Origin of the sequence: Rhizobium sp. NXC14, assembly GCF_002117485.1 — a bacterium.
Taxonomy (GTDB): Bacteria; Pseudomonadota; Alphaproteobacteria; order Rhizobiales; family Rhizobiaceae; genus Rhizobium.
The window spans coordinates 2,807,887-2,823,175 of the sequence record NZ_CP021030.1 but is presented as its reverse complement, the minus strand read 5'-3'; the positions used below and the strand labels follow the sequence as shown (position 1 = coordinate 2,823,175).

Annotated in this window: 17 protein-coding genes, 1 pseudogene and 1 riboswitch; of the genes and pseudogenes, 11 read left to right on the top strand and 7 right to left on the bottom strand. The window is 63.6% G+C overall.

The features are described 5' to 3' along the window. Positions 1-15: 15 nt before the first annotated feature. Together NXC14_RS13975 and NXC14_RS13970 are read right to left on the bottom strand one after the other, a co-directional pair. Positions 16-504, bottom strand: coding sequence for a RidA family protein (locus tag NXC14_RS13975; RefSeq protein ID WP_085778639.1), 489 nt, complete (start codon positions 502-504; stop codon positions 16-18). Then, positions 498-1,222 (bottom strand): annotated as a pseudogene (locus NXC14_RS13970) (SDR family oxidoreductase). Before NXC14_RS13970 ends, NXC14_RS13975 begins: the two are co-directional and overlap by 7 nt. 188 nt (positions 1,223-1,410) lie before the next feature. On the opposite strand from NXC14_RS13970, the gene NXC14_RS13965 reads away from it, so the two are divergent. Next, entirely contained in the window at positions 1,411-2,313 is a 903-nt protein-coding gene (locus tag NXC14_RS13965; RefSeq protein ID WP_085778638.1) for a LysR family transcriptional regulator, read from the top strand. 174 nt (positions 2,314-2,487) lie between these two features. Then, positions 2,488-3,264: a DUF1194 domain-containing protein gene (locus NXC14_RS13960; RefSeq protein ID WP_085780117.1), complete on the top strand. Its 777-nt coding sequence runs from the start codon at positions 2,488-2,490 to the stop codon at positions 3,262-3,264. 141 nt (positions 3,265-3,405) lie between these two features. On the opposite strand, the gene NXC14_RS13955 is transcribed toward NXC14_RS13960, so the two are convergent. Both NXC14_RS13955 and NXC14_RS13950 read right to left on the bottom strand, forming a co-directional pair. Then, positions 3,406-4,095, bottom strand: a complete 690-nt coding sequence (locus NXC14_RS13955) for a VOC family protein (RefSeq protein ID WP_085778637.1) — start codon at positions 4,093-4,095, stop codon at positions 3,406-3,408. Positions 4,096-4,241: 146 nt separating this feature from the next. Then, entirely contained in the window at positions 4,242-4,676 is a 435-nt protein-coding gene (locus tag NXC14_RS13950) for a 6,7-dimethyl-8-ribityllumazine synthase (protein WP_064694549.1), read from the bottom strand. A 79-nt stretch (positions 4,677-4,755) separates the two neighbouring features. Continuing rightward, positions 4,756-4,898: riboswitch (FMN riboswitch) on the bottom strand. A 184-nt stretch (positions 4,899-5,082) separates the two neighbouring features. Between NXC14_RS13950 and NXC14_RS13945 the strand changes: the two genes are divergently transcribed. After that, entirely contained in the window at positions 5,083-5,529 is a 447-nt protein-coding gene (locus NXC14_RS13945; RefSeq protein WP_085778636.1) for an SRPBCC family protein, read from the top strand. A 173-nt stretch (positions 5,530-5,702) separates the two neighbouring features. Beyond that, entirely contained in the window at positions 5,703-6,011 is a 309-nt protein-coding gene (locus tag NXC14_RS13940) for a hypothetical protein (RefSeq protein WP_085778635.1), read from the top strand. Between the two features lie 78 nt (positions 6,012-6,089). On the opposite strand, the gene NXC14_RS13935 is transcribed toward NXC14_RS13940, so the two are convergent. Next, positions 6,090-6,314: a hypothetical protein gene (locus NXC14_RS13935; protein WP_064803538.1), complete on the bottom strand. Its 225-nt coding sequence runs from the start codon at positions 6,312-6,314 to the stop codon at positions 6,090-6,092. A gap of 243 nt (positions 6,315-6,557) precedes the next feature. On the opposite strand from NXC14_RS13935, the gene NXC14_RS13930 reads away from it, so the two are divergent. The 5 genes from NXC14_RS13930 (at position 6,558) to NXC14_RS13910 (ending at position 11,633) form a co-directional block, all read left to right on the top strand. Then, entirely contained in the window at positions 6,558-7,655 is a 1,098-nt protein-coding gene (locus tag NXC14_RS13930; protein WP_085778634.1) for an adenylate/guanylate cyclase domain-containing protein, read from the top strand. A gap of 130 nt (positions 7,656-7,785) precedes the next feature. Further along, a complete protein-coding gene (locus NXC14_RS13925; RefSeq protein ID WP_085778633.1) occupies positions 7,786-8,754 on the top strand; it encodes an ABC transporter substrate-binding protein in 969 nt (322 codons plus the stop codon). Positions 8,755-8,774: 20 nt separating this feature from the next. Next, entirely contained in the window at positions 8,775-9,779 is a 1,005-nt protein-coding gene (locus NXC14_RS13920) for an iron ABC transporter permease (protein ID WP_085778632.1), read from the top strand. Next, positions 9,776-10,813: an iron ABC transporter permease gene (locus NXC14_RS13915; RefSeq protein ID WP_085778631.1), complete on the top strand. Its 1,038-nt coding sequence runs from the start codon at positions 9,776-9,778 to the stop codon at positions 10,811-10,813. Before NXC14_RS13920 ends, NXC14_RS13915 begins: the two co-directional genes overlap by 4 nt. 7 nt (positions 10,814-10,820) lie before the next feature. Beyond that, complete coding sequence (locus NXC14_RS13910) at positions 10,821-11,633, top strand: ABC transporter ATP-binding protein (protein ID WP_085778630.1); 813 nt, start codon at positions 10,821-10,823, stop codon at positions 11,631-11,633. On the opposite strand, the gene NXC14_RS13905 is transcribed toward NXC14_RS13910, so the two are convergent. Further along, a complete protein-coding gene (locus NXC14_RS13905; RefSeq protein WP_085778629.1) occupies positions 11,614-12,297 on the bottom strand; it encodes a class I SAM-dependent methyltransferase in 684 nt (227 codons plus the stop codon). The genes NXC14_RS13910 and NXC14_RS13905 overlap by 20 nt on opposite strands. 157 nt (positions 12,298-12,454) lie before the next feature. Here NXC14_RS13905 and NXC14_RS13900 point away from each other — a divergent pair, with 157 nt between their 5' ends. Further along, the gene (locus NXC14_RS13900) at positions 12,455-13,105 is read left to right on the top strand and encodes a helix-turn-helix domain-containing protein (protein ID WP_085778628.1); all 651 of its coding nucleotides are present in this window, start codon (positions 12,455-12,457) and stop codon (positions 13,103-13,105) included. Further along, the gene (locus tag NXC14_RS13895; RefSeq protein WP_085778627.1) at positions 13,102-14,385 is read left to right on the top strand and encodes an MFS transporter; all 1,284 of its coding nucleotides are present in this window, start codon (positions 13,102-13,104) and stop codon (positions 14,383-14,385) included. The genes NXC14_RS13900 and NXC14_RS13895 overlap by 4 nt, the downstream gene beginning before the upstream one ends. Here NXC14_RS13895 and NXC14_RS13890 read toward each other — a convergent pair. Then, positions 14,345-15,250: a LysR family transcriptional regulator gene (locus tag NXC14_RS13890; protein WP_085778626.1), complete on the bottom strand. Its 906-nt coding sequence runs from the start codon at positions 15,248-15,250 to the stop codon at positions 14,345-14,347. The genes NXC14_RS13895 and NXC14_RS13890 overlap by 41 nt on opposite strands. Between the last annotated feature and the right edge of the window lie 39 nt (positions 15,251-15,289).

Sequence of the window (15,289 nt, the reverse complement as noted above, 5' to 3'; positions counted from 1 at the left end):
GCACGCCCTGACCATTCAATCCTCGACTTCGAGGACGAGCTCGATCTCGATCGGCACACCTAAGGGCAGGCTTGCGACGCCGAGGACGACGCGGCCGGAGAGTCTTTCCTCGCCGAAGACCTGGAGCAGCATTTCGGATGCTCCATCAGCGACCTTCGGGTGGTCGCGGAAATCGCCTTCGGTCGCGATATAGACGCCGAGCTTGACGACGCTGACGACCCTGTCCAGCGAGCCGAGGTACTCTCTGGCGGCGGCGAGGGCGCTGAGCGTCGCCGTTTCGGCGGCCTTCCTGCCGTCCTCTAATGTCAACGCGCCGCCGATGCGGCCGATATACCGCGGCTTGCGGTCGACGACCGGCAGCATGCCGCTGAAGAAGACGAGATTGCCTGTCCGGATCGCCTCGACATAGGCCCCGAAGGGCGTCGGCGGCGGGGGAAGCGTGATGCCGAGGTCCCGCAGCCGCTGTTCCGCGCCGGCTGCCTGCGCTTTTTGATGGTTTACCATTTGCCCAGATGTGCGCCGCCGTCGACGTGCAGCACCTCCCCGGTGATGCGTGGGGCTTCCGTCAGGAAGAGGACCGCTTCGACGATCTCGTCGACATTGGAAATGCCTGCTATCGGAGAGAGCGTGCTCAGGAAATCCTTCGGATTGTCCTTGTGCAGTGGCGTGTCCACGACACCGGGAGCGACGATATTGAAGCGAATTTTCTCGTTCGCATATTCCATCGCCAAGTTTTTGGAGATGGCGTTGATGCCGCCTTTCGTCATCATCGACACCGAAGCGGAGAAGCCGGCGATCGGATGATCGGTCAATGGCGTCGTGATGCTGACGACGCTGCCGCCTGACTTCTGCGCGCGCATCTGTCTGACGGCCAGCTGGGTCAGATGGATGAAACCTTCGAGATTGGTCGAAGACAACGTCCGGAAATCCGTCATCGTGAAATCGACAAACGGCTTGGCCAAGAAGATGCCGGCATTGTTGACGAGCGCGTCGATAGAGCCGAAGCGATCGATCGCGGTCTTTGCAACCCGCGCTGCGGTTTCGGCATCGCCGATGTCGCCATCGACGAGAGCCAGCCGGTCGGAGGCCTCGAAGGCGTCCGAGGCGCTGACCCGGCGCGAGGTGGCGACGACATTGTAGCCGCGCGCGATAAAGGCGTTGACGAGGCTGCGCCGATACCCTGGGAGGCGCCCGTGACGATGACAGTCTTATTCGTAGTCATGTTGAACTCCGTGATCTGGTTCGGGCAACGTCGCGCCTGATCGGCCGGGTCGCTCGAGATGGGGCCGCCGCGATCGCGCCGCCATCGGCTTGTTGTTCGTTTTCGCAAGAGGAAGATGGCGAAAACTCCATTCCCCGATTAGATGGAAATATCTGGATTCTCTTTTGCATCAGTGCAAAAGTGGGCGCATGGCCGATCTCAACGACATCGCCGTTTTCGTGAAGGTGGCGCAGTATGGCGGCTTCAGCCGTGCGGCCCATTCCCTCGGCATGCCGGTTTCAACCGTCAGCCGGAAGGTGACGTCCCTCGAAGAGCAGCTCGGCGTAACGCTGCTGCAGCGCACGACCCGCAAGCTCAGCCTCACCGCACAGGGTCGGGCCTATTACGACAGGTGCAGCGAGCCGCTCGCCCATCTCATGGACGCCGAGCAGGCGCTGACGGAGACGCAGAGGCAGCCGGAAGGCCCGCTGAAGATCTCCGTGCCCGTCATCTTCGGGCAGGACGTCTTCTACGAATTCATCTCGTCCTTCCTGAGGACATATCCCGATATCCAGATCGATCTCTTCGTCACCAACCTTTTCCTCGATCTGGTCGCCGAGAATGTCGATGTCGCCATTCGTTTCGGCGAACTCAAGGATTCTTCCATCGTCGCGCAGCGGCTCGGCCGGAGTGTGCGCTATCTGGTTGCGACGCCCGACTATCTTGAGGGCAGGGCCCTTCCATCAAAGCCCGAGGACCTGAAGGATCATCGATGCGTGCTCCTGAACGGCCGCAACGGCGAGGCGGATTGGCATCTCGTCAGCGGCCGCAAGTCGGCCCACGTGCGCGTGTCCGGGCCGGTCTCCAGTCGGGACTTCGAGGCGGTCAGCGCCTTTACCTATCGCGGCCACGGTATCGGGCTGCTGCCTTCGACCTATTGCGACGAAGAGATCAACGGAGGCGAGCTCATTCGCCTGCTGCCGGACTGGTCCTCGCCGGAAATCTTCGTGCACGCCGTCTATCCCACCCGCCGCTTCCTGCCGCTGCGCCTGCAGGTTTTTCTGGAAGCGCTGAAGGCGTGGAAGAACCCTTTATGGTCGCCTTTGCGTTGAGGTCCTGGAAAGCTGCATGGCAGGAGAGTCTCTCTATGAGTTCCCCGCAGCGGCCTCGAGGGGCAAGGCAGGCGCTCCTGATATCACTGAAAATTGAAACCCCGCACGAGGCCGGGCGTCCTTCGCCGGCCAAGCTGTGTTACATTTCCCTGCTCGATGCGCGGGGATTTGCCGATGCTGGCCACACTTGCGGTGCTCATGGGTCTTACCGGAGTCGTGCCGACAGCTGGGGCGGGCGCAAACGAGGTTGATGTGACGCTGGTGCTTGCCGTCGACACCTCGCGGTCAATGGATTTCGAAGAGATCGGCATTCAGCGCGACGGTTATGTCGAGGCGCTCAAGCACAAGGAATTCATCGATGCGGTCAAGGGCGGGCTCACCGGCCGCATCGCCATCAGCTATTTCGAATGGGCGGGCTATGTCGTCCAGGATTCGATGATCGACTGGCAGGTGATTGAGACGGAAGCGGATGCGATCGCCTTCGCCGATAAGCTTGGCGCCCGGCCGATAGCCACGCAACGGCGCACCTCGATCTCAACAGCCATCGATCAGGGCGCCAGCATGATCACCACCGGACCCTTTCGCGGCAGGCGTGAGGTGATCGACGTCTCCGGCGACGGTCCGAACAATTCCGGCAGCCCGGTGACGGGCACCAGGGACAAGGCGGTGGCGTCGGGCATGATCATCAACGGGCTGGCGATAATGCTGCGTCCTTCCGATGCTCCCGGAGGGCTCGACAAATATTACGCCGATTGCGTGATCGGCGGCCCCGGCAGCTTCGTGCTGCCGGTCCACAGGATTGAGGATTTCGCCATCGCCGTGCGCCGCAAGCTGGTGCTCGAGATCAGCGGCATTTCACCCTCGCCGACGGTGGAGAGGATAGCCGCCGACGCGCCGACGGCGGACTGTCTAATAGGCGAGAAGCAGTGGCGGGATATATTCGATCGGTGAGTCGCGACCTGATGAGCCCGGAGAGGGTATGCCGTGTGGTTGTCACATGGCATACCGACAAAGCAAAGAAGAAAGCATCTGCCACTCGAAGAGCCTCACCTTGAGGTGCCGACGGGCAAGGCGGCTGCTCCGTGCCGCCACCTATAACGGCAGCTGCCTGCCGGCCTGTTCGCTGACCATGTATTCGGCGTACCAGTCCGGCCAGTTCTCGTCGTGTTTGCCGCCATTGCGCTTCTCGTGTTCGCCGTGGGCCTCGGCGGCGCGGCGGAGGGCGGCCGCGAGGTCGCTCGATGTCGAGAAGGCCGTCTCATCGGCGTCGATGCGTCCTGGCAGGCGTGTGGTGACTTCCTGGAACAGCCAGCCGTTGCCATCGGGATCCTTGAACGAGGCGAAGGAACGATAGCTGCGGTGGTCGGGGTCGCGGCCGGCGATGCGCAGGCGCCCGAAGAGATAGGGCTCGTCCTTGCCGGCGTAGACGCCTGAAGCATCGTGGAAGACCTCGCTCACCTCGACGCCGCGGGCGATGAGATCGCGCCTTGCGGCCTCGACGTCGGAGACGATGAGATAGAGGCCTTGGGCGGAGCCGGGAGCGGCGGCGGTGACATTCTTGCCGAAGATGATCGCGCAACCGGAGCCCGGTGGGGTGAACTGGATCACGCGGAAATCGGCGTCATTGGCGAAATCGGCGTCGAGCCTCCAGCCAAGGCTCTCGTAAAAACGTTTGGCACGGTCGACGTCGGAAACGGGAATGACGACCACTTCGAGCTTGGTGTCGACCGGTCGTGTTTTCATGGATTCGGTTGGGGGTTCACTGCGCATTGCATTGCTCATCTTCAGCTCCCTTGAGGTTTGGACGCATTAAGAATGGCGATACATGTCGGGATCGAGTGGACCACAGCCCGGGTGGAGCGTCGAATCAATTCTTCTGTCGACATGAAGAAGACGGCGGGCCATCCCGCCGTCTGTTGCGCTAGCTTTTAAGCAGCAAGGGCGGCGCGCGTTTTGCCGATCATCAGAGCGGCGCGCGCAGCCTCGCGGCCCTTTTCGACGAAATGAGCGCGGTAGATCTGCGTGTGATGCTCCGTTTCCTGATAGTGATGCGGTGTCAGTGAGACCGACAGCACCGGAACGCCGGTATCCATGCCGGCGCGCATCAGGCCATCGACCACGGCCTGGGCGACGAATTCGTGGCGGTAGATCCCGCCATCGACGACGAAGGCGGCGGCAATGACGGCGGCATAGCGCCCGCTCGCGGCAAGATCGCGCGACAGCAGCGGCATTTCGAAGGCGCCGGGGACGTCGAATACGTCGATCTGTTCGGCGGGAACAAGCTGTTGGAAACCTTCGAGCGCACGGTCGACGATATCGGCGTGCCAGCCGGCTTTGACGAAGGCATAACGGGTGGGTGTCATGGTAATCTCCTTTGGCGTACAGACACATCACCCAAGGCGATCACGAGCATCCGCAGCCAGCCCGGAGGGCAGCAGCAGCGCACGTTCTCTTTCATCCGGACTATGACCGTCGGCTCAGGCATCTCACCTGATCTGCTGACCCTTCCGAGGAAGGCGCTCGCGGGCTCGCAATCGAAACTGCATACCGCCGGTAGGGACTTTCACCCCGCCCTGAGAACGGCGCGGACAATAGGGCCAAGGCGGCGGGCTGGCAATAGGGAAGACGTTTTCGTCCGAAGGGCACGTGCCCCATCACCCTTGCGCAGCGCGCGCATCCACCTACATGCTTCCGCTGAGGACATCCATGTCGAAAAAGCATGCTGCTCGGCCTCATTGAGGGGTAGAGCAGCAATCATGGGAGAGAGCGATGCCAGAATCTTTCGTCGTGCGCCGCGAGGCGCATCTTGCGGCGCCGCCGGCGGCGGTGTTTGCACTGATGACCGATCCCGAGAAGATCCTGCGCTGGATGGGGACGGAGGCCGAGGTCGAGCCGGAGCCGGGTGGGCTCTATCTCGTCAACGTCACCGGCGCCCGTTTTGCGCGTGGCTCGTTTCGCGAGGTGGTGCCGGTGCATCGGCTTGCCTACAGCTTCGGCTGGGATGGCAGCGAGGTGGTGCCGCCGGGATCGAGCCTGGTCGAGATCGACCTGATCGAGCAAGGAGGAGGAACGCTTTTGCGGCTCACCCACAGCGGTCTGCCGAGTGCGGAGCAATGCGCCGGTCATGAGGAGGGCTGGGCGCATTATCTCGGCCGGCTCACGGAAGTCGCGGTCGGGCGGGACCCGGGTCCAGATCCTTTTTACGGAAGGACATGAACGGTTTTCGGCAGGCGACGGGATGCTCCCCAAGCGCTTGACGCTACGGGAAGAACGGTCCGCTGCGGTCAAAAAAAGTGCTGCTTTATCGTCCGCAACATGAACGCGCAGTTCATCTCCAGTTCAATTTGGCGGTCCTAAGGTGATTGCGGCTGGATGAAATGGAGTTTTCGATGAAGGCACTTTCTATCGCGGCTGCCTTGCTCGCTGGCAGCTTCTCGATTGGCACAGCTCAGGCGATGCCGATCGGGGCAATCAAGGTTGAGAGCACTGTCACAAAGGTCGACTACGCCTGTGGTCGCGGCTGGCATCTGACCCGCTGGGGCGAATGCCGGCGCAACTGGCGCCGCCCGCCGCCTGTAGCTTTCTATGGCGGTCCGCCCCGCTGGGGCTGGGAGCGGCGTCATCGCGATTGGGATGGCCCGCGCTGGCGCTATGAGGGGCGCTGGGACCGCGAACGTCGCTGGCGCGATGACTACTAAAACTCTTTGACAGAGGCAAACGAACGAGGGCCGGTGCGATGTTTCGCCCGGCCTTTATCAGCTGAAATAACGCTGCGCTCAGATGCGGCTGACGAGCCAGTGCTTTCCGTCGATCAGCTCTTCGAGCTCGGCCGGATCCTTGACACCGAACTCGAACCATTCGACGAGTTCCTTCGCCTTCCGTTTGCTTTCTTCGGCTGTAAACTCGATCCCATAACGCGCGCACCAGCGCCGAAGGATCGACGTCAGCAACGTCATGTCATTCCCGTCCAGCGGGTCTTTCGGCCAGTATGTCGTGCCCATAGCAACCCCTCAATCGCTAATGACAAGTTCGCACATAATCGAATCAATGTCGCGCAATTTAAAGGTGTTTATTGGGTTGTTTTCCACCGTGATGAATGGTTTTCCACAGACTTGTTTGGAGGTGGGGTTGACAGGGTTGCGGAGGGACTCGGCGGGGGCAAGTGCCGATAGGAAATCCACCACAGGTGTCAGGCTGATGTCCCGGGGTTGCCCGCGTCCTGTTGCAAATGCCAATGTTAACCCATGGATCTGCCTTCCTCCATTGCCTGGCTGATTGACGAGGCTGCGGCTTCGCCCGGCCCCGAACGGTTTCTGGCCGAGCTCGGGCGCCGGCTGCTGGCCGACGGCCTGGAGCTTTCCGGCGGCGCGCTGACACTTTCGGTGCCGCATCCGATCATAGCGCGGCGTAGCTGGCTGTGGCGGGCGGAAACCGGAGCCGTCATCGAGGCGCTGGGGTTTGCCGCCGCACCGCAAAGCGATGCCGGGCGCGAATGGCTAGCCGGGCTCGGGCCGGTTTGGGAGGAGAGGATTGGAGCTTCGCGGGACGGCGCCGTGCTCGGCTGGGCGGGCATCGGCAAGGGGGCAGGGGCGGACGAATTTTCTCCTGATGAAGCCGCGCGGCTGCAGGACGTCGCGCGTTTTGCTGCGGCGCCGCTCGCAGCCCTTGCGGCGCGGGAAGCGCAGGCGGCGCTGCTGGAAGCCTACCTCGGCCGGCGCAGTGCGGCTCGCGTTCAGTCGGGTGCGCTTGCCCGGGGGACCGGCGAAACCATTCGCGCCGCTCTTCTCTGCGCCGATTTGCGGGATTTCACCGCGATTTCCCAAGTGACGGAGCCGCAGGCGATGATATCCGCGCTCGACGCTTATTTCGACCGCGTCGCCGGCGCCGTGCATGCCTTCGGCGGCGAGGTGCTGAAATTCATCGGCGACGGCGTGCTGGCGATCTTTCCCGTCACTGCTGCTTCCGGCAACGGGGCCGGAGCTGATCGAGAGGCCTGTGAGGCGGCGCTTCGGGCTGTCGCCGCCTGCCGCGCCGGCATGGTTCATCTCGATCGGATGCGTGAGGCTGAGGGGCTGGCGCCGCTGCCCTTCGGGGCCGCCCTGCATTTCGGCGAAATCCTCTGGGGCAATATCGGCGCCGCCGACAGGCTTGACTTCACCGCCATCGGCCCGGCGGTCAATCTGGTCAGCCGGCTGGAAGGGCTCTGCAAGCCGCTCGGCCACAGCGTGCTGATCTCAGGCGCCGTGGCGGCGAATACCCAGGCCGCGCTGACGCCGCTCGGCGAGCACGCCCTGCGCGGCATCGCCGAGCCGTGCGCCGTCTTCACTTTGGCTGAGGATTGAGCCTGAGATGAGAACTGTCCGCTTGTGCAAGCAGTGCCGTCCCTTCCCAGAAACAGCGCAAAAGAATCATGATTGTTAAACTCCGCTTTTTTGGCTAAAGCCTCTGCCGGTCAGAGGGGAGTTTTCAGATATGACTCGATACGTACATAAATTTTTCTCGGCCCTCGGCCTGTCCGCAATGCTCGTGGCAGGGGCCGCGCAGGCCGATGACGGCAAGAAAGTCTCGGTCGTCGACGATCGCGGCGTCACCGTCGAGGTTCCGGCACAGCCGAAGCGCCTTGCCTCGATTTCCTATTTCGCAGATGACGTCGCGCTGGCACTCGGCATCAAGCCGGTCGCCAGCACCTATATGACGAAAGGCCGCGAGCCCGAATTCCTGCTGGGCCGGACTTCCGGAATGAAGCAGATCGGCCAGCGCGCTAAGCCCAATCTGGAACTTCTCTCCGAAGCCAAGCCGGATCTGATCGTCGCGATCCGCCGCTATACGGTCGGCAATGCGGCGCAGCTTCAAAACATCGCGCCCTACGTCGCCTATAATATGGAACTGCTCGAAGAGAGCTACAGCGAGACCGCCGCCCTTTCCAAGCTGCTCGGCCAGCCCGAACGCGGCGAGCAGCTGAACGCCGAATTCCGCAAGCATCTTGCGGAATTTGCCGCCAAGGCGCCGAAGGGCGTTCACCCGCGCTTCCTGATCATGTGGGGCGGCGCGACACCCTTCGCCTTCCACACGGAAAATACCTCGGCCTCGATCGTCGCCGCGATCGGCGGCGACAATGTTCCGGGGCCGAAAACTCCGGGCGGCGAGTTCGGCATCGACCTCAGCCTCGAAACCATGCTCGAGAAGGATCCGGAGGTCATCTTCGTCTATGATTCCGGCCCGGATCGCCCGCATGAGAGCAACCCGATCTGGTCGCAGCTGTCGGCAGTCAAGAACAACCGCGTCTTCTACGTCGGCGACCAGTGGGTCGAGACCAACGGCCCGATCGCCCGCGAAATCGTGCTGCGCGAGGCTGCGCACTACCTTTACCCCGACACGTTCCCGGCTGTCGATGTCAAGGCCGAGGCTGCCAAGCTGATCCCGGCCGAACTGCAGAACTAAGTCCAAGGAAAAGGCCTGCGATGAGCCCCCGGCAATCATTCCTGGCCATAGGGCTCATTGTCGCGGCCGCGATGCTGGCGGCGATGCTCGGCTTGCTGGTTGGCGCTAAGACGCTTTCGGCCGAGACAGCGCTGCGCGTGCTCCTGGCGCCCGACGGCAAGCTCGAATCTGTCCTCGTCTGGACGCTGCGGCTGCCGCGCAGCCTGGCGGCGGCCGCCGGCGGGGCGGGCCTTGCCGTTTCCGGCTACTTGCTGCAGACGCTGACGCGCAATCCGCTGGCCGATCCCGGCATTACCGGCGTGACATCCGGGGCGGTCGCGCCGATCGTCTGCTGCTTCGTCTATCTGCCCTGGCTTTCGCCTGCCTATTATCCCTTCATCGGCCTTGCCGGCGGGGTCTTGGCTGCCTCGGTGACATTCTGCGTTTCGCGCGGCGGGCAGGGGCGGCCGCTGCAGCTCGCGCTCGGCGGCGTCAGCGTCTCGCTGTTCTTAAGCGCGATCACCACCTATGTGCTGCTCTTGACCGGGCCGCAATCGGCATCGCTGCTCTTCTGGCTCGCCGGCGGCTTCCAGGGGCGCAGCTGGTCACATGTCCTCTATATGCTGCCCTGGACGATCGCCGGGGTTGCCGGGGCGCTCCTTTTGCGGCGCGTCATCGGCATGTTCATGCTGAGCGATCATGCGGCGGCCGGCATGGGCCTGCAGCTCGGCCTGTGGAAGCCCCTCGTTCTCATCCTTGCCGTCATTCCGGTCGCGGGCGTTGCGCCCGTCGCCGGGCCGGTCGCCTTCGTCGGTCTTGCCGCTCCCCACATCGCCCGGCTGCTGAAACCCCGCGGCACGGGTTGGGAGATCGGGTTGAGCGCCTCGCTCGGCGCGCTGATCGTGACGGTCGCCGATGTTTTCGCGCGCAGCATCGCCATCCCGCGTGAACTGCCCGTCGGCATCATCACCGCAATGCTTGGCGGCCCGATCTTCATCTATCTCGTCCAGCGCGGGCGGCTGAGCCTCGCGGGTGAGACGCGATGAGCGCGCCGGCATCGACATCGGCCGGTTCGGCAAGTCTCGGCATGGCCGTCGCGCTTGGCGTCTTCGCCATCCTGTCGCTTGCGGCGGCTGTCTTCCTCGGCGTCGCCGATATTCCCGTGGCCGACGTCGCGGCCGTGTTGACCGGCGGCGGCTCGGCGGAAGCGCGGCTGATCATTTTCGATATCCGGCTGCCGCGCATCGCCACCGGCATTCTCGCCGGCATCCATTTTTCGCTGGCGGGATATCTGCTGCAGACGATCACCCGCAATCCGCTTGCCGATCCGTCGCTGATGGGCGTGTCGCAGGGGGCGACGCTGTCGGTGACGATCTTCCTGCTCCTTACCGTCTATATTTTCAAACCAGGCTCGAACACGCTGGCCGAACTGCCGGTCGCATGGCTGCCGGCGGCAGGTCTAGCCGGCGGTCTGCTTGCCGGCGGCGTCATCTATCTGCTTGCCTTCCGTCTCGGCCTCAGCGCGCTACGCATCACGCTCTGCGGCGTGGCGGTCGGCGCGGTGCTACATGCGGTGGCGATCGGCCTAATCGCCGGATGGGGATCGGCCCGCATCGAGATCATTCTCGAATGGCTGTCCGGCAGCCTTTACGCCCGCAGCTGGGATCACGCGCTCTTCCTGCTGCCGTTCACCATCGCCGGCCTCACCATGCTGCCGGTGATCTACCGGCCGTTGATGCTGCTGCAGTTCGATGCGGCCGTCGCCCGGTCCTTCGGGCTCGGCTATCGCAGGCAGTTCTCGATCGTGCTGATCGTCTCCTGCGCGCTTGCGGCAAGTGCCGTCGGCGCGGTCGGGCCGATCGTCTTCGTCGGGCTCATCGTGCCGCATCTCGCTCGCTTCCTGGCCGGGCGGAATTTTAGGCTGTCGCTGGCGCTGACGATCGTGCTCGGCGCCGTCGTCGTCGCGCTCGGTGATCTCATCGGCCGGCTACTCGGCCATGCCGAGGAAATCCCGATCGGCGTGGTCACGGCCGTTTTCGGCGTGCCGCTTCTGCTCGCGCTGCTGCGCAAAACCATGTGAGGCCGAAATGCCATTGTCCTGTTCCGACCTCTCGGTCGTCTACAACAAGCGAAAGGCCCTCAGCGGCTTCAGCCTTTCGCTCGAAAAGGGCGAGATCCGGGCGCTGATCGGCCCGAACGGCTCTGGCAAGAGCACGGCGCTGCATGCGCTGGCGGGCCTCATCCAACCGGCTGCGGGCAGGGCGTCGTTCGACGGCGTCGCCGTCGCCTCCATGTCGCGCCGGATGCTGGCAAAAAGGCTCGCCTTCCTGCCGCAGCAGCCGGCCGCACCGGATGAAATGACCGTCGCCCAGCTCGTGCGCCAGGGCCGCTATCCGCATGTCGGCCTGTTCCGCTCTTATGACAGCCGCGACGAAGAGGCGATCGAATGGGCGCTCGAAAACACCGGCCTGTCCGATTTGGCCGACCGCAGCCTGCGTGAATTGTCCGGCGGTGAACGGCAGAGAGCGTGGATTTCAGCTGCACTGGCCCAGGAAGCGGAGATCCTGCTGCTCGATGAGCCCACTTCCTTCCTTGATATCGGCTATCAGGTCGAGGTGCTCGATCTCCTGCATCGGCTGAGCCGGAAGAAGGGCGTGACCATCGTCATGGCGATCCACGACATCAACCAGGCGATTGCCGTCAGCGACCGCATTTCGCTGCTCGAAAAGGGGCAGCTCAGGTTCGATGGCCCGCCGCGTGAGCTTGCCGAATGCAACCTCGTCCAGGACATCTTCCGCGTCAGGGGCCGCTTCGTCCAGGTCACGCCCGACAGCCCGCCGCATTTCGATGTCGAGCTGATGCGGCTGCAGCCGGCAGTATCTAGCGCTTTACCAACCTGAAGACGATTTTCGTCTGGGTGTAATAGTCCAGCGCATCGGCGAAGTCAGGCGTCCAGCCGTCCGCAACGAAGGGGATGAAGCCGTCATATTCGAGCTTGCGTGCGGAGACGTCGAAGCCCGCTTTTTCGAAGGCGCGGCCGTAATCGGTGATCGACCGATCCTGAACGACGGTGTTGGTGCGGTTGGCGACGAGCTCGCGCCATTTCGGCCAGAGCGGATTGTCCGTGTGGCAGCCGGTCACCGCATAATAGACGCCGCCTGATTTCAGTGCCTGGCGGATATCGGCGGCGTGCGCGTCGATATCGGGGACGAGATAGATGACCTCATGGCTGACGGCGAGGTCGAATTCCTCGCTCCAGCCCTCCAGTCTGCCGCCGACCTGATGCTGGATCGGCAGATTGCCTTTCAGCGTCTCGGCCTTGGCGATCGAGGTTTCGGCTATGTCGATGCCGAGCGCCTTGCGGAAGGGGCGGATCGCATAAAGGTGCCGCAGCAGGCCGCCCTGATTGCAGCCGAAATCGAGCACGATCTTATCGGAGAGGTCTCGCTCGAGCATCAGATCGATCAGGTGGCGCCAGATGGGCGCATGTCCATCGGCCATCCTGTCCTCGGCATCGGGGTCGATGTACCAGGTACCAATGTTTTTCTGCGCATCCTCAGCCATCCCTCACCCTCACATCATGCGGATCGTGGCGCCGGTCTTAGGGTGCGTGATTGTGCTTGGCTAGGGCCGAAGCTGGTTTTCAAGCACCTTTCGCGGCTCCAAGTAACATTGCAAAGAAATGTTTGCAAAGATGTGTTTGCAATAGTACGCTTCAGCCATGAAAGATCCACGCTCCAAGCCTGCGGCAGATGCCGCCGCCTCCCGCACCGTCAGCCGGGTCGTGCCCGAACCCACCGCGCTGAAGGCGTTGGCGCATCCCGTTCGGCTGCGCATGCTCGGCATGCTGAGGATCGACGGCCCCGCCACTGCGACGCAGCTCGCCGTTCGGTTAGGCCTGAACAGCGGCGCGACCAGCTATCACCTGCGCCAGCTCGCCCAATACGGTTTCATCGAGGAAGCGCCGCATGTCTCGCGGCGCGACCGCTGGTGGCAGGCCCGCCACGAGCTGACCTCGGTTCCCCCGAGCGAATCCGAAGGCGAGGCGCTCGATCTCGACATGGCCTTCAACCAGGCGGCTCTCTCGCTGCAGGTCGGCCAGATGCAGCAGGCGCTGGAGGAATATGCCGAGCTGCCGGCGGAATGGCGCAGGGCGACAACGACCGACGACATCATCATCCCAATGACGGCGGAACAGGCCGAGGCTCTGACGAAGCGGCTGACAGGCATCATCCTTGAAGCGATGCGGGCCGCCCCGCCGCTGGGGGAGGCGACTTCCCGGAATCCTGGCATGGTTCCCTTCTATGTCATGCTGCACGCCTTCCCCTATCCGGGCCGGCTGCCGCACTGCGAGCGGGAGGACGAGCGGTGAGAGAAGGCAGGCCATTCCTGGCGCTTGCCGCCGCAGAGACACTTTCACTTTCTGGCACCCGGCTATCGACCATCGCCATCCCCTGGCTGGTGCTGAGCGCCACAGGCAGCCCGGTGCTGACCGGGCTGACGGCGATGATGGAGATGCTGCCTTATGTGCTCGCCAAGGCGCTCGGCGGGCCGCTGATCGACCGCATCGGCGCCAAGCGCATCGCGATCATCTGCGACACGGCTTCCGTGATCGCGGTCGGGCTGGTGCCGCTTCTCGATCTCTTCGCTGTACTGACCGTGCCGGTGCTGCTGCCCCTCGTCTTTGCCATGGGTGTGCTGCGCGGGCCCTCCGATGCCGCCAAGCAGGCGATGGTTCCCGATATTGCTGCGCTGGCAGCCGTGCCGCTCGAGCGGGTGACCGGCACCTCCAGCGCCATCGAACGGCTGGCCTCAACGGTGGGCGCTGCCGGCGCCGGCGCATTGATCGGGTTGATAGGCCCGGGTCAGGCGCTCCTCGTCAACGCCGCCACCTTCGCCGCCGCAGCGCTGGTCGTCGCGACCGGCATACCCGGCATGCGGCGCGCTCCCGATCGGTCCGTCGCGCCGTCGGGCAAGCTGCCTTCCTATCTCGACGATCTCCGGGAAGCCTGGCGCTTTCTCCGCGGCGACGCCGTGCTCGTCAGCATTGTCGCCATGGTGGCGATCACCAATCTGCTCGATCAGGCTTATCACGCCGTGCTGCTGCCGGTCTGGATCCGGGACGCCGGTCACGGGCCGGAGCTGCTCGGCGCGATGTTTGCCGTCTTCTCCGGCGCTTCCATCGCGGGCGCGGCGATTGCCGCTGTTATCGGCGAACGCATGCCGCGTCTGATCGTCTATACCGTGGCCTTCCTCCTGACCGGATTTCCGCGCTTCCTGATGCTCGTGGTGGATGCGCCGCTCGGCTCCGTGTTTGCAACACTCGCAATCGCAGGCTTTGCCTCCGGTTTCCTCAACCCGATCCTGTCGGCGGTGATCTTCGAGCGGATCCCCAAACCGCTGACCGGGCGCGTCACCGCGATGAACACCGCCCTGTGCTTTGCTCTCATTCCCTTCGGCGGCCTCGTCGGTGGCGCGCTGATCAGCACAATCGGGCTTGGCGCGGCGCTGCTCCTCTGCGGCCTCGCTTACCTCGCCGCGACCCTCTCTCCGCTGGCGCTCAAGAGCTTTCGCGGTTTTGACAAGGCGGTGGCATCAGCGCCGCGCGGGCCTAGCCTTGACCTCCGATTTCCTCGATCAACAGATCGATGAAGCAGCGGACGCGCGGCTCCAACACGCCTTTGTCGGAATAATGCGCCACGATTTTCGTGTCGTCGGTTTCTAGATCAGGGAGGACTTGCCGGAGACGGCCGGCGGTCAAATCGGCGGCAATGAGGAAGTTCGGCAGGAGCGCGATCCCGAAGCCGGCCAGGGCAGCGTCGTGGAGGGCTTCACCGCTGTCGAGTCTCAGGCGGCTGCGCCCCTGCGCCTTGATCCAGCCGCCACCGCTGCGAAAGCGCCAGCCCTGCCTTTGGTCGCGGTTGGTGAAGAACAGGCAGTCATGGGCGGCCAGATCCGCCATATCATTGGGGACGCCGCGTTCGGTGAGATAGGAGGGCGAGGCGCAGAGCAGCACCTTGTCACTGGCGATCACGCGCGTGATCAATCGGCTGTCGGCGGCCGACGACTTCGCGCCAATCCCGATCGCCAGATCGAAGCCATCCTCGACGATGTCGGTGGCGTGATCGGTGAAGCTCACTTCGACCTGCACGTTGGGCCACGTGCGAAGATATTTTTCGAGTAAAGGGAGCATGACCAGCCGCCCGAAGACATCGGGAACGGCGAGCCTGAGAACGCCTCGCGGCAAACCACTTCGCCCCGCAATGCTCGCCTCCGCCTCGTCGACCGATGCCAGGATCTGCAGCCCCTGGTCATAGAACACTCGTCCTTCATCAGTCAGGCTGAGTGTCCTCGTCGTACGGTTGAGCAGGCGCGCGCCGAGCCGCTCCTCGAGGCGGGTGACGGCCTTTCCCGCCGCGGAACGGGAGAGGCCCATGGCCTGCCCCCCGGCGATAAAGGTTCCGGCATCGACGACGGCCATGAAGATCAGGATGTCGTTCAGGTTAGTGCGCGGCATGAGGCAACTCGAGCGATTCGACTGCAGCCTTAAGTCGGT